The organism is Ohtaekwangia kribbensis, from assembly GCF_042676245.1.
Lineage (GTDB): Bacteria > Bacteroidota > Bacteroidia > Cytophagales > Cyclobacteriaceae > Ohtaekwangia > Ohtaekwangia kribbensis.
The window spans coordinates 34102-60897 of the sequence record NZ_JBHTKA010000002.1 but is presented as its reverse complement, the minus strand read 5'-3'; the positions used below and the strand labels follow the sequence as shown (position 1 = coordinate 60897).

At 46.3% G+C, this 26796-nt stretch carries 10 protein-coding genes; 3 read left to right on the top strand and 7 right to left on the bottom strand.

The annotated features are described in order from the left end of the window. Nucleotides 1-107 precede the first annotated feature (107 nt). The 5 genes from ACFQ21_RS09785 to ACFQ21_RS09765 all read right to left on the bottom strand — a co-directional run bounded on the left by ACFQ21_RS09785 (nucleotide 108) and on the right by ACFQ21_RS09765 (nucleotide 12025). A complete protein-coding gene (locus ACFQ21_RS09785; protein ID WP_377578415.1) occupies nucleotides 108-2876 on the bottom strand; it encodes an Ig-like domain-containing protein in 2769 nt (922 codons plus the stop codon). Nucleotides 2877-2960: 84 nt separating this feature from the next. Next, nucleotides 2961-5186, bottom strand: coding sequence for a glycosyl hydrolase family 18 protein (locus tag ACFQ21_RS09780; protein WP_377578413.1), 2226 nt, complete (start codon nucleotides 5184-5186; stop codon nucleotides 2961-2963). 292 nt (nucleotides 5187-5478) lie between these two features. After that, entirely contained in the window at nucleotides 5479-6222 is a 744-nt protein-coding gene (locus tag ACFQ21_RS09775) for a LytR/AlgR family response regulator transcription factor (RefSeq protein ID WP_377578411.1), read from the bottom strand. A 244-nt stretch (nucleotides 6223-6466) separates the two neighbouring features. After that, nucleotides 6467-9664 (bottom strand): ligand-binding sensor domain-containing protein, encoded by a 3198-nt coding sequence (locus ACFQ21_RS09770; RefSeq protein WP_377578409.1) that lies wholly within the window; start codon nucleotides 9662-9664, stop codon nucleotides 6467-6469. 132 nt (nucleotides 9665-9796) lie between these two features. Continuing rightward, nucleotides 9797-12025, bottom strand: coding sequence for a cation:proton antiporter domain-containing protein (locus ACFQ21_RS09765; protein WP_377578407.1), 2229 nt, complete (start codon nucleotides 12023-12025; stop codon nucleotides 9797-9799). 224 nt (nucleotides 12026-12249) lie between these two features. Here ACFQ21_RS09765 and ACFQ21_RS09760 point away from each other — a divergent pair, with 224 nt between their 5' ends. Beyond that, nucleotides 12250-13353, top strand: a complete 1104-nt coding sequence (locus ACFQ21_RS09760; RefSeq protein ID WP_377578405.1) for a family 20 glycosylhydrolase — start codon at nucleotides 12250-12252, stop codon at nucleotides 13351-13353. A 204-nt stretch (nucleotides 13354-13557) separates the two neighbouring features. Here the strand turns inward: ACFQ21_RS09760 and ACFQ21_RS09755 are convergent, their stop codons facing one another. Continuing rightward, nucleotides 13558-15993 (bottom strand): serine hydrolase, encoded by a 2436-nt coding sequence (locus ACFQ21_RS09755; RefSeq protein WP_377578403.1) that lies wholly within the window; start codon nucleotides 15991-15993, stop codon nucleotides 13558-13560. A gap of 226 nt (nucleotides 15994-16219) precedes the next feature. On the opposite strand from ACFQ21_RS09755, the gene ACFQ21_RS09750 reads away from it, so the two are divergent. Continuing rightward, nucleotides 16220-17254 (top strand): DUF6588 family protein, encoded by a 1035-nt coding sequence (locus ACFQ21_RS09750; protein ID WP_377578401.1) that lies wholly within the window; start codon nucleotides 16220-16222, stop codon nucleotides 17252-17254. A gap of 286 nt (nucleotides 17255-17540) precedes the next feature. Beyond that, nucleotides 17541-18626, top strand: coding sequence for a Gfo/Idh/MocA family protein (locus ACFQ21_RS09745; protein ID WP_377578399.1), 1086 nt, complete (start codon nucleotides 17541-17543; stop codon nucleotides 18624-18626). Nucleotides 18627-18813: 187 nt separating this feature from the next. Here the strand turns inward: ACFQ21_RS09745 and ACFQ21_RS09740 are convergent, their stop codons facing one another. After that, nucleotides 18814-26736: an Ig-like domain-containing protein gene (locus ACFQ21_RS09740; protein WP_377578397.1), complete on the bottom strand. Its 7923-nt coding sequence runs from the start codon at nucleotides 26734-26736 to the stop codon at nucleotides 18814-18816. Nucleotides 26737-26796 lie beyond the last annotated feature (60 nt).

The following is a 26796-nucleotide window of genomic DNA, read 5'->3' as shown; positions in this document are numbered from 1 at the left end:
CACAATATAGATACAATGCCGCTATATCCCAATCCAACCGGTGCGACAGACAGTCATAAAAAATGGACAGAGAACAATCCATTCTCTGTCCATCCGGGGGAGAAATGTTATTTAATCACATACTTCCGCGTCCACGATTTGTGGCTGCTATTTACATGCAACATATACATACCTTGTGGTAATACCGGTACGTTTACTTTTACCGTTTTACTTTTTACATCCGGTGAAGTATATACTATTACATCTTTACCATGAATGTCTTTCAGTTTTACCGCTAAAGCTCCCGGGGCAGTTGCAAACTGTAACGTTATACCCTCATCACTACCGCTGGCAGCCGGATTAGGATATGCATGAAGCCCATCCGGCTCAGTCCATTCTTCCAGGGAAGTTTCCGCTATATACTCATTTGCTACACGTGCTCCGGAGCAACTGGCTTTCAATATCCATGCATCTGTCCAATAAGTACCGGTGCCGGGTGCGTAGGCCCATGCTGCACCGTTACACCAGCCTGTATACGGAAATGGTTTACATTCATATTGATTGCCGGCATTCTTCACAATGCTACCCGCTACATAGCCTCCGTTCTCAACATACTGCGGAATGGAAGCACAATTATCACCCCCTGTTGTTACAGTGATGTTTACGGTTGCTGATGTGCCAATAGCCTCACCGTTGTCTGTAGCCTTTGCTACGAGTGCATACGATCCGGCAGCAACGTTGGTCCAGGTATAGGAATACGGTGATGACGTATCTTCACCGAGCTTGGTTGTTCCCTGGTAAAATTCAACTTTGGTAATCGTACCATCGGAGTCAGACGCGTTGGCTGTGATGTTTACAGTGGCCGGTGCAGTGTATGATGCATTGGCAGCAGGCGATGTTACACTGGCGGATGGTGTTGCATTGCCCACGGTGATATTCACAGTTGCAGAAGTTCCTATAGCACCGGCATTATCGGTTGCCCGCGTTGTTAAACTATAACTACCGGCTGATACATTGTTCCAGGTATAGGCATACGGTGACGATGTATCTTCGCCCAGCTTCGTGGTTCCCTGGTAAAACTCGACCTTCGCTACGGTGCCATCATTGTCTGTAGCGGTAGCCTGAATGGTAATGTTCGCTCCGGTGGTAAATGTAGCATTGTTCACCGGTGAAGTAATAGATGTTACGGGCGATGCATTTCCGACGGTAATATTTACCGCTGCCGATGTTGTGGTTGCATTCAGGTTGTCGGTTGCTTTTGCCGTTAATATATAGCTACCGGCAGCAACACTGTTCCAGGTATAGCTATAGGGCGATGATATATCTTCACCGAGCTTGGTGCTGCCCTGGAAAAATTCTACCTTCGTTACAGAACCATTATCCGTAGCATTTGCCGTAATCGTAATGTTCGTACCCGGTGAATAGGCAGCGTTGTTCGCAGGACTTGTAATACTTACCACCGGGGAAGGATTCACAACAGTACCGGCTGCATCGTTGATCGCTTTTAGTAAACTGCTGCTGCTGGTATAGGCAACATCCCCGGTAAGCTCCCAGATAATTACACCCTGGTGTCCAAAGCGCTTGGTATACTTTATTTTCTCTCCGGCACCTTTCGGTGTCTCATAGTATAATTTCTTGTTGTTGGCGTTGATATAGCCTCCGAGCTGGCGTGTGTCCAGCGGATCGTACGAGGTGGCGGCATTGGGAAACTCCGCTATAATCTCTTTCCATTTGGGAGCAACAAAACCGTTGCCGTTGTTAGGTTTGCGCGTAGCCAGGTCGTAGCCATAGAACGGAACACCGACGCAAAGCTTGGCTTTCGCTACATTAAAACCTCCATCGTGATTCCAGGCCGCTGGTGCCATGCCCATCCAATACTCCAATGCATCTTCAGCGGAATATATAGGGTTGTCTGCTGATTGTCCCTGGTACGTTCCAAGCGGAACTTTATAGAGCGCAGCGTGTGGTCCTATAGGTGATGTATTCCACGAGCCGGTAAAGTCGTATGTCATCAGACCAAGCCAGTCGAGGTGCTGTGCCAGTGCATCGTCATAATTATTGCCATAGTATGATGTGGCAAACACAGCAGCTGAGAGAAGTTTACCGGGCATTTTCTGACGAAGCTTCTGCGCGAGTTTTGTCAATCCTATAGCAGCAGGATGTGGCCCCTGATCCGGACCGCCCCACTTATCTCCGCGCACGCGACCACCTTGTTCTGTTGTACCGGCTATCGCTGCATCCGGCCACCAGCATTCGAGGTCGAGATCAACACCATCTATACCTTTTGTGTTAACGTAGTTCGTAATGAAATTTGCCATCTCCTCCAGCTTGGCATCGTTGTTATAGTATTGCGTGAGCAACCAGAGAAAAGCAAAGTCGGTAGCGCCTCCTATAGCAACGGACACGGTTACACCTTTTGCATGGGCACGGTTTAACACACCATTGTCAAAAAGTATAGAATCCACTTTTCGATTGTGAAATTCGCCCCACGCTATCGATGCAAAGTTGGCGCTGTTATAGTTATTATTGTTCTGCTTAAACAGGTTGAAGGCTATATTGATGTGATTAACGGTTCCCGGATCGAATGTTGTAAAATTAAAATCAGGAACCCAGTAGGGTAAATATCCGATGATGCGTTGCGGACCGCTATAATCCGGACCGATACCACCATCACCACATTTACTTACCAGCACCCAATCACCATTGGTGCCGGGCTCGGCATTGGTATACCAGTTGGCGCGGTAATTTCCACTCTTGTGCGATACTTGTGTACCACCGGCATGACCACCGGTTGTACTCGGTCCCCAGGGTGTCCAACATGCCGGAAATGTATATTGAGCTGATGTACTGAAGGCAAGCAGTAAACAGCCCATGAAAATCAATAGTTTTAATTTCATGAATAGGAGTAATTATAGTCTCAGGTTAAGGTATATATAGTATAGATAAGAAGAAGGGATTCCTCCCTCCTTCTCGTGTTCAGGTTATCGGACCAGGTATTTGCGTATCCACGACTTATGGCTGCTTTGAATGCGTACCAGGTATAACCCTTTGGCAAGCGGTGGTACTTCTACTGTGAGCGAAGTATCTTTTACATCCTGGTAAGATTTTGAAAGCACTTCGGTGCCATTGGTGTTTTGCAATTTTACATTTACAGCTCCTGGACTTTGCTCAAAGAGGAGTGTAATGGTTTTCGTGCGGCCGTTCTCAACGGGATTCGGATATAGCGTGACACCTTTTGCAGCTGTCTCAAATTCCGTTTCATCCAATGCAACACGCGCACTGCCCGAACAACTTCCTTTGAGTATCCACGCATCCTGCCAGTATGTACCAGTGCCGGGCGCATACGCCCACGCTGCACCATTGCACCAGCCTGAGTATGGATAGGGTTTACATTCATACTGACTACCCTGGTTCTGCACAATACTTCCGGCTGCATAGCCGCCATTCTCAACATAGGATGGTATACCGGAGCAACTGCCGGATGATCCATTAATTGTAATGGACACGTTAGATGATGTAGCCGTGGCACCCTGGTTGTCGGTAGCACGCGCGGTTAATATATAGCTTCCTGTGCCCGCATTGCTCCAGGTATAGCTATAGGGTGATGAAGTATCTTCACCAAGCTTGGTGCTGCCCTGAAAGAATTCCACTTTGGCAACCGAGCCATTATCCGAAGCATTGGCCTGTAGGGTTACCGTTGCGGGTGCTGTATACGTTGCTCCATTGGCCGGTGCTGTAAGGCTTACACTGGGTGGTGGATTGGTTGTAGAAGAACTAAAGACAACTTTGTTGAGATTGAAATCACCGGCATCCATGACGATGCGCAGTATCTTTTGTCCGGTAGTAAGCGAAGGTGTTGTGGCTGTTACGGTTTGCCACGTTTGCCATGCACCGGTATTCGGCACGGTAAGCGTACCGGATATATTGGCACCATCCAATTCGATGTGAAAAGTTTTACCGGCTGATGTAGACGCTACACGCACTTGTATAGTCTGGCTTCCGGCCGTTGTTACATTCACAGTATATTCCAGCCACTCACCTGCTTGTATCCAGCCTACATTCTGGCCGCCTCCTGTATCGGTAGTAGCTTCTATATCAACATTGTCAGAACGCAGTGCTCCACCCGAGTTGCCGGAAGAAAGATCATGATAAGCCACACCTTCACCACCGTTATCATAATGCTCGGCTTCAATTGTACCGGGTATATTTCGTACTGTGCCCCCATAAGGAGATTGTGTTGATGAGCCTGAACGTTCATCGACCACTTGTTTGATCGCAGATAACAACGAATTGCTTCCGGTAGCATCCTGCGATAACTCCCAGATCATAACGCCTCCTATATTCCGATCAAAGGCAAGGTTTGTTTTTTGTTTGATGGTATTGATACCGTTGTAATAATCTCCGTTATACGTGTCCAGGTTGGGATTCGCACCTTCGGATACGAGTTGCCGAAAAGACTTCCACGAAGGTCTTGCATAGAAGGGAACACCGAGCACAGTCTTTGAAGCAGGTAATCCGCGGCCCGCCCAATAGTCGAGTGATGATACTGCATAGCTATAGGGTGAATGATCGGCACCGCTGCCACCATCATATACCATGATGTTCAGGAAGTCTACAGCATTAAATACTGCGTTTTGTATACCACCGGCATAATATCCTTGTGCCGATACTGCGGCCGTCAGAAATTTACCCTGTGCATGGAGTGCATTTCCCAGCTGCGTCATCAACGTGGTAAAGTTAACAGGGTCTTGTCCATCGATCGGGTATTCCCAGTCGAGGTCAACTCCGTCCAGTTGGTAGGTTTGGCATAATGAAATTAAATTATTGACAAAGGCGGTTCGATAACTTGCGTTAGCGGCCATACTTTGAAAGTCTGTGTTGTTCAGATCACTCCAGCCTCCTACCGCTATACCAACCTTAACACCATTCGCGTGTGCCAGCGATACTATACTCTGGAGTTTGGACGGATTGTCAATGGCGGTTAGCCCTCCCGTTGTAGTAGGCCTAATGAACGCATAGTTGATGTGCGTTACTTTGTTATACTGTATGTCGGATGCCGTACCCGACCACGATGGCATATACCCGACAACTTTAAAATTCTGCGCCTGTAGCCGGAATGCCGGCAGCATGTACAGGCAGAGCAGTATAAACAGCAAGGCGCTGTTTCTGCAGGGTACCATGCGTACACGAATCGTAAAATGTTTCATAGTGGAATTTGTTTAGGGTTAAAATGCACAACACACACACGTTAATCGCAGCGCGTGTTGTGTTCCACTATAAATGTTGCTATTCAAAGAAGAGAATGGAAACTTAGTTATTGAATGGTGGCAGTGAGTTATTGAATGGTAACGATGATGCAACACTTAAATATGTACTGTAAAACTGTAAATTCAGAAGGAGCCAGATGCGTCCACCTGACTCCTGGTTGAGCGAAAGAAATAGTCTTCCACTAGCCAACTTTTGATGCTCGCTATATCTATATCCGGAATATATTCAGGTTCAGATTATCGTCTTCGAAACACTTAACCTGTCAGCCACCTCTTCTTTTCTCCTTCTCGATACAGGTATTGTACTGTTATCTTTCAACACCAGGTTTCCATCATTCCTGAATTTCAAAACGTAATCCAGGTTTACCAGGTGCGAACGGTGTATGCGTATAAAATTATCATGCACTGAAAGTATATCTTCATACTCTTTCAATGTTTTGGAAGACAGGAAGGTTTTGTTTTCCGTAAGGATAAATCTGGTGTAGTTCAGGTCAGCTTCGCAGCGTATAATTTTATCAACTTCCAGAAATACCACGCCATCATAGGTGGTAATGGCGAGATTCTTTTCTTTACCGGTAAAGAAATTGGACAACTGCCGGCTATATACTTCACGCTTATTCTTCTGACTCTGAAACCGTGTTATAGCGTCTTTCAGTTCTGCCGGATTTATTGGTTTGAGTAGATAGTCCAATGCATTATACCGGATGGCACGGATGGCATATTGATTATAGGCGGTGGTAAAAATCACTTTGCATTCTGTATCCGGAGTGGCAGCCAGGATATCGAAACCACTCATCACCGGCATCTCAATATCAAGAAACAACAGATCGGGTTTGAAGTGATTCAGCTTCGATAATCCTTCTTCGCTGCCCTGTGCTGTCTCCAGCAGGAACTGGCCCGGAAAGTTATTCTCCACTGTAATCTTGAGCAGGTTGGTGGCCTTGCTCTCATCATCTATAATCAGCGCTTTTATCATGCAACTAGTGGGCTACTGGTAATTATTAAATATTCATATCTATACCGGCAGTTTGCGGAGCGTAAGGTTGGTTTTGTTGTATATACTACACTTCTTATTATGAGGTATGGTGCACGTAACAGAGGGTAAGTAAATATACTATAAAGCGCAGCGCTACTCCATTTCCTTCGGATGAAGCAGCATATTTACCGGACGATCTGTTTGTACAACCTGCTCTTTTTACATGCTTCAACATGCAATCATTTTATATTGCTGCATCCGTTTTAATGGCTTTGATCTTATCATTCAGCGAAGCTATAGTTTGATGGTGTAACTCCGTTTTTACAGGTAATTGAACCAATACCGTTGTGCCGGTTGCAGCACCATTTGCATCCACTTCATCGATAATGCGAAGGTTAAACGTTTCGTTTTGTTTACGCATCAGTGCAATGCGATCGCGAATAATTTTAATACCCATTGATTGATACGTTCGTACACGTTTCTCCCGTATCGCTGCGGCTTGCTGACGGCCTATACCGTTGTCATGAATCATACAAACAAGACGGTCCGCATCTTCCAATGCAAAACGTATCCGCAGGTTACGATCGCCCTTCTTGTGCATAAGCCCATGCCACAACGCATTCTCTACAAAAGGCTGCAACAGGAATGAGGGTATAATAATGTCTTCCGGATCAATAGCATCGTCTACTTCTATAGCATAATGAAATTGTTTATCGAAACGAAGTGATTCCAGTTCCAGGTATAGCTCCAGCAGCGTAAGCTCTTCATCGAGAGGTATTGAATTTTTCTCCGAAGTTTGCAATACCATGCGCAGTAATTTGGAAAACTGGTACAAGTAGTGCATGGCTTCATCCTGCTTTTGTACAGCTATGAGCTCCTGTATGGATGTAAGACAATTAAAAACGAAATGCGGGTTCATCTGCGCAATGAGTGCTTTCAGCTCCAGTTCGGCAATCAGCTTGTTGATGCGTATCTTCTCGCGGATGCGCTTCCGCACAACGTTCAGGATACACGCAATAACGATGCACCCCAGTATAGCAGCAATCGTTCGGAACCACCAGGTGCTCCAGAACGGTGGCATAATCACGATATCAATCGCAGCACCTTGTTCATTCCAGATGCCATCGTTGTTGGAGGCAATAACCCGGAAAGTATAGTTACCCGGATCGAGGTTCGTATAGGTGGCAGATCGTTTGTTATCAACCAGGTTCCAATTATTTTCAAAACCTTCCAGCCGATAAGCATACCGGTTTTTCTCCGGCTGAATAAAGTTCAGCGCGGCATATTCGAAGGTAAGCACAGACTGATCGTATGCCAGCGTAATGGCACGTGTCTCATTTACCGGGGCGGATAATATTGAATCGGCTGCTCCGGGAAGTATATCTGTATTGAATATTTTCAACGCCGTAAATGCAACAGGCGGTGGATATGGATTTCCTTTTACCTGCCGGATCACATCGGGAGTAAACCAGGTGAAACCGTTGGTTCCTCCAAACATGATCTCTCCCTGCCGGCTGCGAAAGGCAGCATTGATATTGAACTGGTAATTCTGCAAGCCATCGCTCGCATTATAATTCTTGAACGTACGATTGGACACATCAAAGTACGCCAGTCCGCGACCGGTGCTGATCCACAAATTATCATGTTCATCCGGAAGTATACCGGAGATGATGTTGTCGGGCAGCCCATCCGTTTCGGTGTAGGCTATAAATGCATCAGACGATTCATCGAACCGGTTCAACCCTCCTGCAAAAGTACCGATCCACAGATTGCCTTTACGATCTTGCTGAATGGTGCGTATCCAATGGTTGCTTAGACTCCTGGCTTTATCTCCACTCTTCATCACCGTAAATTGTTTATACGGAGCTTCCAGTAAATTTAGTCCAGCCTGTGTACCGATCCATAGTCTCTTCCTATTGTCTTCATAGAGGCAGCGCACCATGTTGTTGCTCAGGTTGGAATTAGTGATGTTCCAGGAGGTAAATGTATTTGTCGCAGCGTCATAACGATTCAAGCCGTTGTTCGTGCCGACCCACAAATGATCCTGATGATCCATCACCAATGACCAGATCACATTATCATTCAAGCCAGAACCATCGTTACTGGTATAGTGTATAAATTGTCGCGTGTGTGGATTATACCGGCAAAGGCCTCCGAGGTATGTACCAATCCATAATATACCATGCTTGTCTAATTGCAGCGAGATGATACGATTATCACTAAGACTATTCTTATTGCCTTCGATGTGATAAAAATTCTCGAACTGTTTTGTATTCCGATTATAGTAACACAGTCCGCCTCCATCGGTACCAATCCAGAGATTTCCGCCAGGCTCTTCGGCAAATGAAGTTATCGAACTGTTGCCATTGCGAGTGGGTACTTTAAAATGAAAGAATGCTTTTGCATTCTGATTATAGAAATTTATACCTCCGGTATAGGTTCCGATCCAAACACCTCCCCTGCCATCGCTGCTGATAGAACGGATTACATTGTTATTGAGACTTTCTGAATTATAGGGAGAGTGAATGATGTGATGAAAAACTTCTGCTTCAGCATCCAGCATGTCAATACCTTCGCCATCGGTTCCAACCCATAGCATACCATCATCTCCAGCCCAGAGTGAAGTGATCAGGTGACCAGCTATACTTTGCGGATTAGCCGCATTATGTTTATATACTTTGAATCGCTGTATATCGGCGCAGTATAGATTGAGTCCGCCTCCGTAGGTTGCAATCCATATTCTTCCCGCGCGATCTTCTACAATTCTTCTCACGTTATTATCACTAAGTGAATACGGATCATTTCTATCGTGCCTGAAGTGTGTGAATTTATTGCGTGCCGGGTTATATATATAGGCACCGTTGGATGTTCCGATCCAGAGATTACCTTGCCGGTCTTCCGTGATTGCCGGAATTGTGTTATAGACTACATCTTCGGTATTGAACATTTCGGAAAACGATTTGACGAAATATACCGAGTCTCCTTCAAAACGATATAGCCCGTTATCGCTGCCGATCCACACGTGATCCTGTTTGTCCTGGAAGATGGCGCGTACAGGGATGCCGTTGAAATAGTGTTTGTCGAACGTGTCGGATTTACGATTGTACAGATCGAGCCCTTTTTCTGAGCCAACCCAGAGCCGATGCTGGCGATCTTCCAGCACAACGTAACTTACATTACTGCTTATGCTCGCAGTATCTTTTTCTGTTGCGCGATAGTTTACAAAGCTATAGCCATCGTAACGCACCACACCATTCTCTGATGCAATCCAGATGAACCCGCGACTATCGCGTATTACAGCATTGATTGTATTGCTGGGTAAACCATCATCTACTGTGATGTGATGAAACTTGATGTCGCGCTCCTGAGCCGGCAAAGTCTGTAACGTATATATCACTAGCACAGCACATAGCCAGTATGCATTTGGTGGCGCAACAGACATTGGTGTAAAGTTTAGGAAGAGTAATATACCATTACCCGACAACAATTACACCTGCACGATGCAGGGAAAGTATATTATGAAGTTGATCCGCTTACAGAGACGCTGAACGTCAGACAGACTGTGACCTGTTCGCTAGTCTACTTTTAAAAACGTCTGGATCTTTTCCGTATCGCCTACGATCCAGATGATATCGCCTTCTTCCAGCGTTATAAAAGAATCCGGGTTGAGGATGCGTTCGCCCTGTCGTTCGATGCCCACGATCAATGCTTTTGCATTTTCACGAATAGCAGATTCACGAATGGTCTTTTTATATAGCGGAGAATTTTTAGCGATGGTATAATTGAGCAGTCCTATATTTTCGCGCTCGGCTTCGTCCTTCACCGGTAGTACCGATGCTTCCAGTACATTTTTAACACGCTGCAATTGCTCATCGGTTCCGATTACCGAGATGCGATCGCCCGGATAAAGTTTTTCAAAGCGATCAGGTGTTACGATCGAAAGACGACCGCGTTCGATATAGGCTATATTTACACCATACTGTTCGCGCAGTGCAAGTTCTGTAAGCGGTTTACCAGAGAGTGCAGACTCCGGTACAATTTCAAAATCTGCCAGGTGAGCATCCCACGGTGTAATTTCAGGACGCACCGGTTTCTGATTTTCGCGTTCATTCAGATTACCCAGAAAGCGCTGCTCGATGCGATCGTAAAATGCTTGCAGCTTTTGTGAGAATATAACCGTGGCCAGCGCCATGGCTACCAACGCGATGATAAAAGCAACCGAAGGCGGGTAAAACAATTGCAGCAGGAAGCCAACGTGTATCGTAGCAACGGCAATGCGCACCAGTTCGATAGCAATGAGCGGACCGCGGTTCAACCTCCGATTCAACCAAAGATGTGAATACGCTTCACGTTCAATTCTGCGTATAGCCAGAGCCCAGATGAATGGTGCTATGAGCAGCAGGGTAAAGATCACGGTGATGAGACTCGCATTAGCGCTGTCACCAAGTGTAGTAGCAATAAACGGGAAAAGATACTTTTGAGACAAGAGTATAAGGCCAACAATGATAACGGAGTGTACCACAAAGTTCATCCCGTACGCACGAAGCAATACACGCCAGTCGCTATAGGAAGACAATTGCTGCGTGGTGGAACTATACCGCGTTATTGCATTGACCCAACGTGTTGGCAGAATACGTTCGATGAACGTATAGAATGGTCCGGATTGCTGGATGAGAAACGGTGTTGTAAACGTTGTTACCGCAGAAGCTGCTACAGCAATGGGATACAGAAAGCCGCTGGTAACGTTTAACGAGAGTCCCAACGATGCAATGATGAATGAGAATTCGCCAATCTGCGCGAGACTCATACCGGCTTGCACAGAATGCTTTAGTGATTGTCCCGACAGTAAAGCACCTATAGCAGTAGCCATAAATTTACCTGCGATGGTGAGCAAAGTAACGATGAGTACAGGACCTGCATATTCCACCAGTACCTTCGGATCGATCATCATACCTACCGAGACAAAGAATATAGCACCAAACAAATCTTTCACTGATTTTATAAGATGTTCAATTCGTTCGGCCTGTGTTGTTTCTGCGAGTATAGATCCCATGATGAATGCTCCCAATGCAGCAGAAAAACCTACTGCTACTGCGAGTACAACCATGAGCAGACACAATGCCAGCGATACAATGAGCATAGTCTCATCGTTCATCAGCTTTTGTGTGCGCTTGAGAAATGTAGGTATAAAGAATATACCAGCCAGAAACCAGAGTATAAGAAAGAACGCAAGCTTGAGCAATTGCATCAGTAATTCTCCCCCGGCAAACTGCTGGCTCACGGCCAGTGTGGAAAGCAACACGAGTAATAATATAGCGACCAGGTCTTCTACAATGAGAATACCAAAGACGAGTCCTGCAAATTTGCGCGTGCGCACACCGAGCTCGTCAAACGCACGAATGATGATGGTTGTAGAAGACATGGAAAGAATCGCCCCGAGAAATATACTATCCATCTGCGACCATCCCATGAGTAAACCGGCTCCGTATCCTACGGCAATCATCAAGACAATTTCCACTACGGCCGTGATCGAAGCAGAGCCTCCTACTTTTACAAGCTTTTTAAAACTGAATTCAAGTCCCAGGCTAAAGAGTAAAAATATAACACCAATCTCCGACCATGTCTTAATGGCTTCATCGTCTACAACGGTAGGGATAAGCGACACGTGCGGGCCTACGAGTAATCCTGCTATAATATAGCCGAGTACAACGGGCTGTTTGATTTTCTTAAACAGCAGCGTTGTTATTCCTGCTACCGCGAGGATAAGTCCGAGATCAGTGATCAGGTGTGGTAAGTGTGTCATATTGTTAAGCTTCGTGTATGGGTACTACCCTGGCAAAATTAAGGGTTGCCACTATTGCTGATATTAAAAGAACCTTAATTTTCGCAACGCTTTATCGTCTCATTTTACCATTGGTATAAAATAGTAAAAATGTTTCAAAGTGTGTTGATGTGTGTTGATAGAAAATTTTCGCGTTAACAATCCGGGTAATATCTTTCACTCCGTACGCTTTAACCCTTATCACTATGACCCGATTCGTCTCCTTGAAATTTTTCATGCTGCTGTGCTGTGTCTGCATGATCACAAACGTGATGGCACAACAAAAACAGATCACAGCTTTTCCGGTGCGTGGCTTTTGCATTGCTGCACCGCGACCTGCCGGTGTAGATGCCTTTGTGAAATTTGTAAAAGAAGAACTTGCTTCACGCCAGGTAAATGTACTCATCCTGCGTGTTGACTATAATTACCAGTTCGAGCAACATCCGGAGCTGCGCGACAGCATTGCACTCTCCAAAGCTGATGTGAAAAAACTGGTGCGTGTTTGCCAGGAAAACAGGATACGTATTATACCGCAGATAAATCTTTTAGGACATCAATCATGGGCAGGCACTACACATAACCTGCTGCGGGCGTATCCACAGTTTGATGAGACACCGCATGTAAAGATGCCTGCTAAATATGTATGGCCAAATGCTGATGGACTGTATTGCAAAAGTTATTGTCCGCTACACCCGGATGTACACGGTGTTGTGTTTTCATTGGTAGATGAGATTTGTGATGTATTTGAGACCAACGCATTTCATGCCGGTATGGATGAAGTGTTTTACCTGGGTGATGACAAGTGTCCGCGATGTGGCGGTCGCGATAAAGCTGAATTGTTTGCAGGTGAAGTACGAACGATTCGCGATCATCTCAAGCAGAAAAATCGTGAACTCTGGATCTGGGGTGATCGTCTGCTCGATGGCAAGACTACCGGACTTGGTATGTGGGAAGCAAGCTTCAACAATACACATCGTGCGATTGATATGATACCGAAAGATGTAATGATCTGCGACTGGCACTATGAACGTCCGGATAAGACAGCGGTATATTTCGCGATGAAAGGATTCAGAGTTGTTACATGCCCATGGCGAAATCCACCGGTAGGTGTAGCCCAGGTTGCCGACATGACTACATTCCGTAAAGATGCCACACCGGAGACACGCGAAAATTACCAGGGTATTGTACAAACCGTTTGGTCTGATGCCGAAAGCTTCCTTACCGGCTTCTACTCGAAAAAGAAAGACAGCAAATCTGCCGAAGAGAGCAGCACACCGTGGAACTGCTTTCGCGCCATCTACGATAAATAGCTGCTGGCTGCAGGATTGTTTTGAGGTGAGGCTTTGTGAGACTGCTAAATATACTTTTCTTATTAGAGCTTCGAGCTCTGAGCTTTGAGCTACGAGTTTGTTGGGTATAGAACTACGAGTTTATCAGTATAAAACGATATATACTGATAAACTCCCTGTAGCCAGAAGCTTGCAGCCAGCAGCCTTTTAAACTCGCAGCTAATTTCACTCTACGCGCAGCGACTCCTTCTTCTGTCCAGCCATGTCTACGATGAGTTTGCTGGCTTTGCCGGTAGTTTCGCGGATGAAGGTGAGGCGTGCGTTTATTTCTTTTACGGTAAATTCTTTTTCGGAGATCGGGAATATTTCAAACTTTGGTTGATTGGTTCCCTGTGCATATAGCTTGCCGTTCTCGTTAGAGACGGTAATGATAATGTTATTTCCATAATCATATTTACCTATATATTCCTTGTAAAGATTCGGATCTATAGCGACAATCACGTCCTCTTTCAATTTCCTTGCATCGATAGCAAATCCCCCCTGCACGAAATGTCCGTGTGTTACGGCTCCGTTCTCGCCTTTCATAAATTTGATCCTGGCGTCAACAACTTTCCAGAAGTATTCATCGGGTGCTGATGGAAATATAGGAAACTTATTCTGTCCGGAGAGTTGTGCGTAGAGATCGCTTCCTTCTGCTGTGATCGTCATTACGGCTCCATTCTGGAAATCATATCGACCGGTATATATACTCACATCGGCAACCGGTGATGCCAGCGTTGTGTAGGAAGATTGCTTCGCCAGCTTATCCCAGATAAAATACTCTGCTACAGCATTCGGATTTATATTTACATCGGGTGGCATCAGGTTCATCAACAACACTACTGTGAGGTTTTCATTTGTATAGCGCGCCAGTTGGGAGATGAAACCATGCAGGCCACCACTATGACCGATAACTGGTTGTCCGCGATAGTCACTCAATCCCCAGCCATAACCATATTTGGATGGCGGTGGGTTTCCATCGTTAAGCACTACTGAAGTAAATGCCGCCTTCAGACTTTTGTCCTGGAGTACTTTACCATTAAATATAGCTTCGTTCCATTTATACAAGTCTTCCACTGTTGAATATAGCGCTCCGGCACCACCGGCCCATGCCATGTTCCAGTTTAAAGCCGGCACATATTTACCATCGGTGTTTGAATAGCCTTGTGCTTCTTTGTCGAGACTCAGCCAGGCCGCATGTACACCGGTATTGTTCATGTGCAGCGGAGTGAAGAATGTTTCTTTCAGATACTGAGCATAGCTTTTACCCGACACTTTTTCAATGATATAGCCTAACAGAAAATATCCGGAGTTGTTATACATGTACTGTTCACCGGGATTGAAATCATACGGATCATTTTTAAAGTAAGCAATCAGCTCTTCCGGTGTTACGGGTGTAACAACCCGTTTTTCAAAATCACCTTTGCCGGTATAGCTGTGAATACCGGATGTATGCGTGAGTAAATGATGCAGCGTTACTTCTTCACCACGCGGAAAATCATGTATATACTTCGAGAGTTTATCGGTCACTTTCAGTTTACCATCTTCCTGTAATTTAAGTATAGCAGCTGCGGTAAACTGTTTGGTGATGGAACCTATACGAAATTTTGTTTCTGGAGTAGCGGGTGTCTTCTTTTCAATATTGGCATAACCAAAGGCTTTCTTGTAAAGTATATTTCCATCTTTTGCTACAAGTATAGCGATGCCGGGTGTTTCCTTTCCCTGCAGCGAACTATAGAGCGCATCGGTTAACTGGGCCGCTGACGGCATTGCCGTTTTCGTTGCGCCCTTTTGTAGCAACAGTGCGGCAGCTTCTTCACGGCCATTTAACAACGCTGCGGTGTAGGGAGTGAGTCCAGAGGCATCGGTCTTATTTAAATCTGCGCGACCATTGATCAGCGCATTGATTTCATTCATGTCACCTTTGGCAGCGGCTTTGATCAACTGATTGGACAAGGCCTCGCGATCGAGAAAGCGAACGGTGAATCCCCAATCGCGAACAACATCCTGGACTTTCAATAGCAATTGATTGCTGCCTTTCACGAATGTTACGGGTACAACATCCTGATCAGGCGTTAACGCCCGGCCTACCCAGTTACGGTGTACGAGTTTGCCGTTGAGCCAAACCTTTACACCATCATCACTGCCCACCGCCAGAAAAGCTGTAAAGGCTGAATCTGTTTTGATCTCTGCCAACGCATAGGCTACTGCGTAATCCGGTTTACTATAGAGCGCATCGAAATCGATTTTATCGGCAGTAGCAGAATAGGGCTTCCACGCAAATGATTTTCCCCGGAGCATAACGGGCGGTATCGGCTTGCCGGCCACCGGTGTTATGGACGTTACGAGATCTTCATCAAAGAATCTCTCTTCCTGCTGAATATCAGGAGCACCCACTGTATCGTCTTTTACCAATAACGGTCCAACCACCAGCCAGTTCTTCATATACTGCCCGGCTTGTATACCTTTATAGGACGCCTTGCTGAAAACTGTTGTAGGATCAACCGTTTTTACCGGAGCTTTTTTCTTTTGTGCGTAGAGTTGTGTTGACAGCGCAGAGACCAGCAGTACATATAGTACCATACGTACAGGTTGCTGCAACGAACGAGGTAATGTTGCCATAGTGGGGTTTAAGGTTTGGAATTTACTACTAAATATATAACGCTTTCTTAAGATGAACGATAGATCATGTGCTAAAACATCTATTTATTCATCACGAAGTATAAGGTATATATTGTCATCACCTTCAGCAAATAGTGTGCTAACTCCATCTTTATGGAGTATGTGTTACCGCATACATTCTGTATTTATTGTATATTTGTTTCAAATGGCTTAATCAAACCCCAGTATGAGAAACCTATACCTGCTCTGTGTGGCGCTGGCTGTATGCGCTGCGCCTGCATGTGCTCAAAACGACATCGCTAAATTTTTCCCTGCCGGAAAAGAAAATGCTCAACTGCTAACGGGCGCTTATCTTGAACCTCTTACCAAAGATCTGGGCACCTTGCTGAACAACGGCTGGTATACTACCGCTAAAACCCACAAGCGTTTTGGGTTTGACCTGAGTGTTACGGTAAATAATCTTCTGGTCAGCAAAGATCAAAAATACTTCAACATGCCTGCGGGTGTGTCTGGGTTGTCCTTTGAAGGAACAACGGAAGGCGGTACACAAATCCCTACGGCATACGGTCCGAAGAATGAAGAATCCGAATTTCTGATTACATCCAAAATGAACAGCGGCACCCGGTTTAATGGTCCGGAAGGATTTGAACCCGGTAAAGATTACCCGCTGGAATCTGCGGTGCTTCCTACATTACAACTTGGCGTAGGGCTCTTCAAGAATACCGATATACGTATACGCTATACACCGGAAGTGAAGATCAACGATGTGAAGGTTGGTAACTGGGGTGTTGGCGTGATGCACGATATCAAACAACATATACCCGGCTTGATAGAACTTCCATTCTCCTGGACATTCTTTGCTGGCTATACGCAGATGAATGGTGATGCGGATCTGAGTGGTGAATTTGCCGGCTCCGGACAAAAAGGTGAAATGACCGGTAAAGGTATAACGCTTCAGACGGTGGTAAGCAAGAATTTCAAGGTAGTAACATTCTACGGATCGGTAGGATATCAACACTCCAGCGTGAAGTATGATGTGAAAGGTATATATGAAGTAGGAAGCGGTGGCGGAGAATCGGATGTGCTGCTGGAAACTCCATTCACATTAACGGATCCCTTCTCGTATGAATACTCTACACAAGGTATTCGCGGAACAGCCGGTATACAATTCAAATTCGGACCGGTGTTGCTGAACTCTGATTTTACGCTCGCTCATTCACAGAAATTACTCACTGCGGGCTTCGGCTTTACATTCAACTAAAGTGTGTGCTATATTTTAAGATGAATGAGACTCCCGTTTAACCGCGGGAGTTTTTTTATGCTTGATGAAATCGTCCGTTTGTCTGGCGTGATGTACTCTTCAGGTATTTTTGATTGCTGTCATTACGAGATAAATGTATATTGGAAGTAGCTGTGAGCTTTGAGTTACGAGCTGCGAGAAGGAAAGTATATCGTTTTATACAGGAAAACCGCGGCCCTGGGACACTAACAAACTCGCAACTCACAGCTCGTGGCTCAAAGCTATATTTCACATAAAAAATACCCCTATGAAAAGACGTCATTTTATCGGACAAACACTGGCTGGAGTTTCCGGACTCATCATTAGTCAGTCGGCATTTGCAGGTATACTTATTCCGCAGAAAAAAGAAAGGCTTGGTGTAGCACTGGTAGGCCTGGGTTATTATAGCACCGATCTGCTTGCTCCTGCCCTGCAACTTACACAGCGTTGTTACCTCGCAGGTATCGTAACGGGTACACCGGCCAAGGCGGAGAAATGGAAACAACAATTTAATATTCCGGACAAGAATATTTATAACTACGATAACTTTGATTCCATCGCCAATAATCCTGACATCGATGTGATCTATATCGTGCTCCCTCCTGCCCTGCATGCTGCCTATAGTATACGCGCTGCGAATGCCGGCAAACATGTATGGTGCGAAAAACCAATGGCCATGACGGTAGCTGAATGTAAAAGCATGATCGATGCCTGTAATAAAAACAAGGTAAAGCTAAGTATAGGCTATCGCATGCATCATGAGCCCAACACGCAAAAAATTATTCAATACCGGAAGGAATTGCCATTTGGTAAAATTACTTCCGTAACCGCAGCCGCAGGTTACTTTGACGGACGCACTGATCACTGGAAACAAAACAAGAAACTGGGAGGCGGTTCCATGTATGATATGGGAGTATATCCGCTGAATGCGACACGCTATACCACCGGCCTCGAACCGATCGCGGTTACTGCGAGACAATCCACCACACGCCCGGAAATATATAAAGATGTAGATGAGACCATGGCGTTTGACCTGGAGTTTCCCGGAGGTGTAACAGCCAAATGCGAAACGAGTTTTGGAAAAGGTATGAACGACCTGCGGGTAACGTGCAAGAACGGCTGGTATAAGTTGTCACCGTTTCAAGCGTATAGCGGTATAAATGGTGAAACAAGTTCAGGTATAAAACTGAACGCAACCATTCCCAACCAGCAGGCACGCCAAATGGACGATGATGCACTCGCCATCATGCAACAAAAACCGATGCTTGTTCCCGGTGAAGAAGGGCTGAAAGACATACGCGTGGTGGAAGCGATCTATAGATCGGTGGCTGCGAATGGACGCGTAGCTGTATAGGTTGCTGGCTACTGGTCTCCAGCTGCTGGACTGAAATCGTTGAGGCTACAGGTATATATACCAATCGTTGCTATTCAGATAAATCGTAAAGGAAAGAAACTCCACCAGCAGCCGGAAGGTAGCAACAAAAAAAGAAAGCCCGCAATCTAAAAGACCGCAGGCTTTCTTAACTTATCTGTATCGTGCGTTACTCTTTAATAAACTTCCGTATTTCACGTTTTCCATTGGCGAGTTGAACTTGTACAAAGTATACACCTGGTGCAAGACCTAACTTCGTTGTACTCACTTTATAGTTACGGAATGCGCTGGCTTCACCGTGTGCGTTGAACAACGCTATACCTTGTGTGTTGTGGATCACTACACCAACATTGCCTTCAGCTTTACCTTTCAGGCGGATGGTCAGTTCATCCTGTACGGGCACAGGGTATATATCGAGGCCGAATACTCCGCTTTCTTCTCCGAGATCATCCGGTGCAGCAGCACGTGCTGAAGTTGCGCCATTGGTTACTTCGAAGGTTATAAAGGTCGGAGCACCTGCAGCACCGGTTCCGTTGAAGTATGAGTATGGCGTAGCTTTCAGGGTATATATACCCGGTTGTGCCGGCCATGGTGTATCGGTTCCGTTAGGACCATTACCACTCAGTGCATACGGAGCATTGTTATCGGTGCGATAGTGCACGCCATTCAATTCAAACACAACACTCTTCACGGCAGAGCCCGCTACATTTGCGCGGATGTTGATCGAATTATAGTACTGCTGACTGGTGTTAATCGTGCTGCTGTCTTCAAGATCGGCAAGTTTAACACCGTTGCTTCTTACTACATCCAGATCGGTTACTGCAGAAGAGTTGAGAATCGTAACATGCGCCAGCAGACTCTTACCCGCTGTACCGGTTCCGTTCACGCGGGTATAGGCATTTGCACGAAGCGTATGCGTACCAGACGTAAACTGATACAGGAAGAACGGATTGAAGTTATAAGGCGGTGTATTTACCAGGTTGGCGTTAGTGCCATCTTTAATAAAGCGTACACTACCTACCGTTGCCGGGTTAGTATTGGCGCGAATTGTAACATTGTATAGATTGATGGAACCTACATCGATCGTTACAGAATCTGTAAAGGTAGTTAACACCTGGCCATTGCTGGTATTCACCAGGCTATAGCTCTCCACTCCATACGGTATAACCGACAAGTGGAATGTTGCCGAATCGATAGCACCTGTTGAATCGGTGGCCAACACCGGCAAATCATACTCACCGGCATGTCCTATGGCAGGAACGATGCTGTAGGTAGCCGTACCGTTGGCTGAGCTTGTCTGCGTAATGAATGGCAGGTTCTCGATCAATTGTACCGTAACCGGATCACCATCTGCATCGGTAGCCGTGAAGGTAACTTCGATTGAACCAAGTTCGATTACTTCAACAGAGTCGATTTCATCCAATACCGGAGGGCGGTTGCCGATCACTTCCAAAGTTACCGGAACAAGCACCGGTGAATTTTCAGGATCGTTGCTTGCTATACGCAGTGTATCTGCATACCAGCCTTGTGTTAAGTCAGCAGCGTTGAACGTGACCGTTACGGTTGCCGATCCACCCGGAGGAACAGTTCCTGATTTAGGTGTATAGGCTAACCATGGTGTTAGTGCAGGTCCGTCATATATAGCCAGGTTATCGATGTCGAAAGTAGGCCCAGCTTCTTCCATTAACGAGAAGGTAACGACTTGTTCGATATCACCGGCAAATCCTTGTCCTTCGAAAATCTCAACACCATCTATATATATTCTGAATATAGATGTAGCACGTTCTACATCAATCCGGAACTCAAAATATCCGGAAGGCAACGTATAGTCTATTGGCGCGTATGAAGCATTGCCGACAGAGTCCTGAACCAAAGCGCTCAGACTTCCATCCGGGGCAATCTCGAAACGGGTATTTACCAGTTCAGCAGTTGGCGATTGTGGAATGATCTGCCAGGTAACATTGCTGCCCTGCACATTCAGACGCATGCTGGTAGAAGATATAGGATCGGTACCGATTGGCACAACCGGAGAGAACCCGAGGGATTGTCCTAAACCATCGGCCAGTCCTCTGAAGTGCTGTGCATCTTCAAATGGATTCTCGGTCTCAACGGTCCAGTTACCCCATTGTCCTTCCCAACCTTCCTGACCATCAATATCACCGGTAGCAAATTCTTCGAAGCCGGTTACATATAGTTCAGCAGAAAGTTTCTTCGCAGGTGCAGTGGCAACAAATGCGCGTGCATCGCGAAGATCAGCGGTTGCTGCTGTTGGCGTTGTACGTGTAGCTTTAGGTGCTTTGCGTTCACCGGCAACTTTCAGAACAGATGCTGCTGCAGGCACCGGTGTATTACCAAAGGCATACTTCAATGTACTTTCCCCCGAGTTGGTAATGGTCAGCGTTTGTGTTGCTATACCTCCTATCGGAAGTTGCTGGTGGAGTGAATCCGGATCAACTGAAATAACAGCTGGTTCGCGAACGGTGAGTGATGCCACTACACCTACCAGCGGATCAGTTGGAGCATTGCTGGTAACTAATATACCAGATACATAAGAACCTGCTTCAATGTCGGATGCATCAAATGTAGCGGCTATATCGGCTACACCTTGCACCGGTACTATACCGGATGACGGTTCTACAGTCAGCCACGCGCGTGGATTACCGAGTATAACTACATCATCGATCTGAGCATACCAATCCCAGTCATCTGTATTCGGATCGTAATAGTGCCAGCGCAGACGGAAGGATGATGCTGTGTTGAGGTATTCACCAAGTTCAACGGTAACAGCTTCTCCGGAAGGTTCACGATTTAAACCATGATCTTCGTTCCAACTCAATACCGTTGTCCATGCACCACCATCTACCTGTATATCCAGGTCAAGGAAATCAAGACCCGCATAGTTCTGATAATTGGCATTGTACTGTACCGCTATATTCTTATAACCAGCTGTACTGATTACCGGGGTTATAAGTTCAGTATCAAATTCACCTGTACCAAAAGCATCGCTGCTTGCCGTAGCAGCTTCACCTGTGCCTGCGTAGTTGGACTCTTCATATGCGGCTGCAAATTTCCAGGTAATACCGGAGCCTGCATTATCTACTACACTCCATCCGCCTGGCGGGAAGCTTGCATCTTCAAAGTCTTCCTGCAGCAGTGACGTTCCGGCCAGCACTTGTATAGCCGCAGGTTTCTTCACAGCCGATTTACTCGCTGCGTTATCTTTGGCTATCTTATCCAGGATGCGTTTGTCCGATTTTGCATTGGTAAATTTACTTACCGGTTTTGCCGGCAAGTTTGCTACATCGGTAGATGCACCAATCACCTGCAAGCTATATTCCAGCGGTCGTCCGCCTGTGTTGTGAATGCGGAATACATGCGTTGTATCTTGTTTATAGTCTACAACAGCCTGCAATACTGTAGGACTAACTTTTATAGCAGGGTCGCCTACAACCGCTAATGTAGCCGGTACATTCAGTTTCGATCCATCGATATCAATATTGATATTGGCTGAATATGTACCGAACTCCAGGTCACCCGCATCAAATGTTACTGCGAGTTCTACGGAAGCTCCGGATGGAAGATTTCCGGACGTTGGAGACACGGATATAAATTCAGGTGCTTCTTCGTTTGTACCATCGATGATACGGAAGTCGTCAATGTCCAGTGTAGGACCAGCCACTTCCATCAGCGAGAGGAAGAATATCTCTTCGATACTTCCTGCGAAGCCCTGTCCGGTAAATACTTTTATCTCATCAAAGTATACATGGAAGTATGATGAATCACGATCTACCTCTATTGTCAGATCAAAATAACCGGAAGGAGTTGTACCGATCGATTCAAATCCTGCACCACCGACTCCATCGCTCACCAATGCGCTCACGGTGCCGTCTGGATTAAACTGAATTCGTGTATTCACAAATCCGGCTGATGGTGACTGCGGAATGATCTGCCAGGTAACACCAGTGCCCTGTATATTTACTTTCAGCGTAGCGGTTGATTTCGATTCTGTTCCGATGGCTACTGTAGGTGACACAGCTTGTGTTAAACCAAAACCATCGGCTGCACTGCGGAAGTGTTGCGCTCCGCTGAATGGATTCGTGCTGTCAACGGTCCAGTTACCGAACTGTCCGAACCATCCCTCCTGTCCGCTGATATCACCTGCAGCGAAGTTTTCGAAGTCCGTTCCATACTGCGTAGTAGACGCCTGCACAACGGCAGCCCTGGACGCAGCATTATTTTCGCGAAGACTCAGCGCTGCTTTACCGGCTACATCGATAGCCTGTCTCGCAGATGCGTTTCGTTTTACTTTATCGGCAGCGCTTGTAGCTGCACCAGCCTGTGTTTGCTTCGTAGTAATTTTTGTAACGGAAGCACCTAGTGCGCCTGCAATGCTTACGGTATAATTATGATCATCCGGACCATTGTTTTGCAACACGAGTGTGCGGGTTACTGTCTGTCCTTTTTCAAGTTCCTCGGATAATGAATCCGGTGTTACAATGAATTCAGCACCGAGCACGGTTAATACAGCTGGTACTGAAACCAATTCCTGGTTCGGAGTATTGTTGGCTATATCGACAGATGCCGTATATATACCGGCATTCAACCCGGTGGCATCAAATGTTACTTCGAGATCGATCTGCGATCCGGGTGCTACTGTACCCTCGCTTGGATCAACGCTTACGAACGAAGCGCCCGCCAGGTAATGAACAGCATTTTCATAGATTGTACCAAGATCACCAGTCCACTGCAACGGACCACCGTTACCAAGACTTGGCAGCAGGTTGAGTGCTACAACATCGCTGTTGGCAGCGAGGAAGAGTTGACCGTTGTCCCATTCGGCAACGGCTACTGCGCCTGGTGCCAGCGATACATTTTGTACATAGCCGCTATATTCCAGCTCACTTACACCTTCCAGCAACGGATGGCCTGGAGCAAGAATGTCACCGAGTTCCGCTACAACTTCCGCATCGGTAGTAGAGGGTATAAACGGACCGTATTGTTCGTCAATGAAACGTCCTTCCAGTTTCCAGGCATCATACGAGTATACAAACTGGTTAACAATTACCTTACCGCCATCATCGATATAGTCTGCAAGCAGATCGCCAATTACTTCCGGTTCTACGCTTCCATTGCCAAGCCATTGTGTATTGTTGGACGTTACTACGATATCGTATCCTTCCAGGTCGGCCAGCGTAATGGCTGGCAGCGATGCTTTCGGGTATATATCGGCTTCTATATCATCATACGCATCCAGTATAGCTTCGAGGTCGGTAACATTGTTATCCGGAGTGAGGATGAGTACATTGGACACCGTGGCCAGCTTGCGCGGAGTTTTCAGTTTAACTTGGTTGGTATAGCCTGAAGATGCTACACGTTTTTCCAATGCACCACTCGTACTTGTACCGGATACAGGAACCGTAATAGTTTTAACAGCAGCTACCGTGGCCGGAGCTTCTGATACTACCGCTACCGAAAATTCAAGATCACTTCCTCCTGTATTCTTAACGGTTAACGTTGTTGTGGAAGTCTTATCCGTATTTAAAGTAGCAGACAATGAGTCTGGAGTAACTTCTATCGCAGGTGCTACTACACCTTCTCCCACTACAGCAACCGATAACACCGGGTTAGCCGGATCGTTCGAAGCGATGCTTATTATACCGGAAGACACTCCGAGCGATGAAGCGGTATAGGTTACCTGTACTGTTGTATCCTGGAATGCAGCCAGTGTAATGGCAGATGCAAAACTGGTAGTAAAATCAGTATTATTGGAAGTTATACCCGTGATCTCCAATGGCTCAGAGCCTGCGTTGGCCAGTGTAATTGATCGTGTTTTCGAACCTGTTTCAAACACATCACCGAAGTCAAGTGTATCGGGCTCAACGGAAGCAATAGGCACTCCGTTGTTTGTTACCTCGAGAGTAAGCGGCACCGTCACGGTATCACTTGCCGGGTCATTGCTGAATATATGCAATGCCTGTTCGTATGTACCTGCCAGTAATCCGCCGGCATCAAATGTAACGGTTACATCCTGGCTGCCTGAAGGCGCAACGGAACCACTATCCGGTTGCACAGTTGCAAAACCAGGAGCTAGATCAATGGTATAGTTTAATGTACCGGCACCGGTGTTGGCGATTGTCAACGTCTGCGTTGTAGTACCCGCAGTAGCTAAGTTAGCCGTTAACGAAGTTGGTGAAACAACAATTACCGGTGGTTGTGCCGTAGCCTGTTGTACTACATTGGACATGTCAGAAAAATTACCGAAAAAATCAGCAGACTTGATGGCGAAGTAATATATAGTGCCTCCCAGTAAACCTGTAACTGTATATTCTTCATCAGTACCTGCCGGTTGAGGAGCCGGAGGATTTACCACTGGTGTCGCTGAACTGAAATTACCTTCTGTTATCGGAGAAGTTGAGTAACGTATATCATATACCGAAGCTGAACCATTTCCGGCATCAACAGGCGAAGTCCATGTTAAGGTAACGGATGTGATTGTAACATCGGTAGCTGCTAGGTTCGTAATAGCGGCAGGCGCATCGCCATCGTCTTCCTGCAATGCAGCAAAAGCATTTACTCTTCCTGCGCCAAGCTTGCCGGCAAAAGCAGGATCAGCTGCATCTATATTATCTACCGTTGAGATCAGGCGGCCGCGTAACATCTCAGGTGTAAAACCAGTGCCACCATATTTTGAAACGATCAACGCTGCCACACCCGATACGTGTGGACACGCCATGGATGTTCCCTGGAAGTATGCATATTGTCCTCCGGCAACTGTACTCAATACACCGTGCGGATCGTTGTTTACAAACGTCTCTCCTCCCGGTGCACCTATATCTACCCATGTACCATAGTTAGAATACCATCCTTTTTTATCCTGGTTGGTAAGGCCAGATACCGCGAGTGTCGGCTCATAGAAACCGGGATAGTATGAAGCATCGCTGTCGCTGTTACCCGCAGCAAAGATTACGATACCACCGCGCATCGGTCCGATCTGATTTCCATCTTCATCTGTACCAGCTTCTGCAATAAAGTAGTCGATCGCATCGAGTACGGCCTGCTCAAATACATTGGGGTTGGTATAGCCCCAGCTGTTCTGCGATATAACGGCACCGTTGTCGGCACCATATATATAGGTCTCAGCAAAGCCTCCGGTACCGACAGCGCCAAACGCAGCGCACGACATTACCTTAACACCGTCCCCGGAACCGGAACCTCCGGCAACACCCGCTACACCAACACCGTTGTTGGTAATCGCAGCAATGGTACCTGCAGTGTGTGTACCGTGATCATCCGGTGCTATATCTCCCGTGTTATCACCAAAGCCATAGCCGTTGATATCATCTACGTAACCATTGTTATCGTCATCGAGATCATTGTTGGGGATCTCATCTATATTTACCCAGACGTTTTTATCCAGATCAGGGTGATTTACCTGTATACCGCCGTCGGTAACAGCGACAATTACTTGCGAGTTACCAGTCTCAAGGCCCCATGCCTGGAAGAGACTGATATCAGACCCCACCGTTCCACCGGCTTGTCCTGTGTTATTATAGTGCCATTGATTCGCGAGTAACGGATCGTTCGATGGGCCTGGTAAAGTTGCCGGTGCATGGAACGTCTTTTCATCTACGCGCGCAAAACCAAAGTCCTTGCGATCGGAACCGATTATACTTTTCTTATATACCGGTTCAGCTTTCTCAATTTGTTCGATGGATTGAAACGAAGCTATAGCCGCGAGCACGGACCCCGCCTTGTCCATTTCAATTTCATACCAGCGATGCAAACCATACTTACGGTGCTTGGCTTCAAATTTACCTGCATCGCGGAATACGCGTTTGATACCGCTCACCTTGTGTTTAACACTGGCAGCATCAATCGAAGTAATTCCTGTTAACACCACGTTGTTGGCATTCCTGGACACGCGGGCGTGTTCAAGTTGTTGAGCGAGTTCTTCCGATACTTTAATACGGAAGATCCCTTGTTCGAGAGCAGCTCGTTGCTGAGCGTGCACCTGATTAGCGAGGACAGCTAACCACACTGCGACCAGTTGCATACATACCGATCGCTGAAGAAACCAGTAAAATTGCTTCATCAGTCAGGGTTATTTAGAGTTATACAAAAAAGACAATAGAATAACACCGGGCTCATTTGT

What these genes read in the sequence shown, in the direction of transcription:
- ACFQ21_RS09770 (WP_377578409.1), bottom strand. Translation starts at nt 9,664, where the DNA reads ATGTCTGTTGCGCCACCAAATGCATACTGGCTATGTGCTGTGCTAGTG.
- ACFQ21_RS09780 (WP_377578413.1), bottom strand. Translation starts at nt 5,186, where the DNA reads ATGAAACATTTTACGATTCGTGTACGCATGGTACCCTGCAGAAACAGC.
- ACFQ21_RS09765 (WP_377578407.1), bottom strand. Translation starts at nt 12,025, where the DNA reads ATGACACACTTACCACACCTGATCACTGATCTCGGACTTATCCTCGCG.
- ACFQ21_RS09745 (WP_377578399.1), top strand. Translation starts at nt 17,541, where the DNA reads ATGAAAAGACGTCATTTTATCGGACAAACACTGGCTGGAGTTTCCGGA.
- ACFQ21_RS09750 (WP_377578401.1), top strand. Translation starts at nt 16,220, where the DNA reads ATGAGAAACCTATACCTGCTCTGTGTGGCGCTGGCTGTATGCGCTGCG.
- ACFQ21_RS09775 (WP_377578411.1), bottom strand. Translation starts at nt 6,222, where the DNA reads ATGATAAAAGCGCTGATTATAGATGATGAGAGCAAGGCCACCAACCTG.
- ACFQ21_RS09755 (WP_377578403.1), bottom strand. Translation starts at nt 15,993, where the DNA reads ATGGCAACATTACCTCGTTCGTTGCAGCAACCTGTACGTATGGTACTA.
- ACFQ21_RS09785 (WP_377578415.1), bottom strand. Translation starts at nt 2,876, where the DNA reads ATGAAATTAAAACTATTGATTTTCATGGGCTGTTTACTGCTTGCCTTC.
- ACFQ21_RS09740 (WP_377578397.1), bottom strand. Translation starts at nt 26,736, where the DNA reads ATGAAGCAATTTTACTGGTTTCTTCAGCGATCGGTATGTATGCAACTG.
- ACFQ21_RS09760 (WP_377578405.1), top strand. Translation starts at nt 12,250, where the DNA reads ATGACCCGATTCGTCTCCTTGAAATTTTTCATGCTGCTGTGCTGTGTC.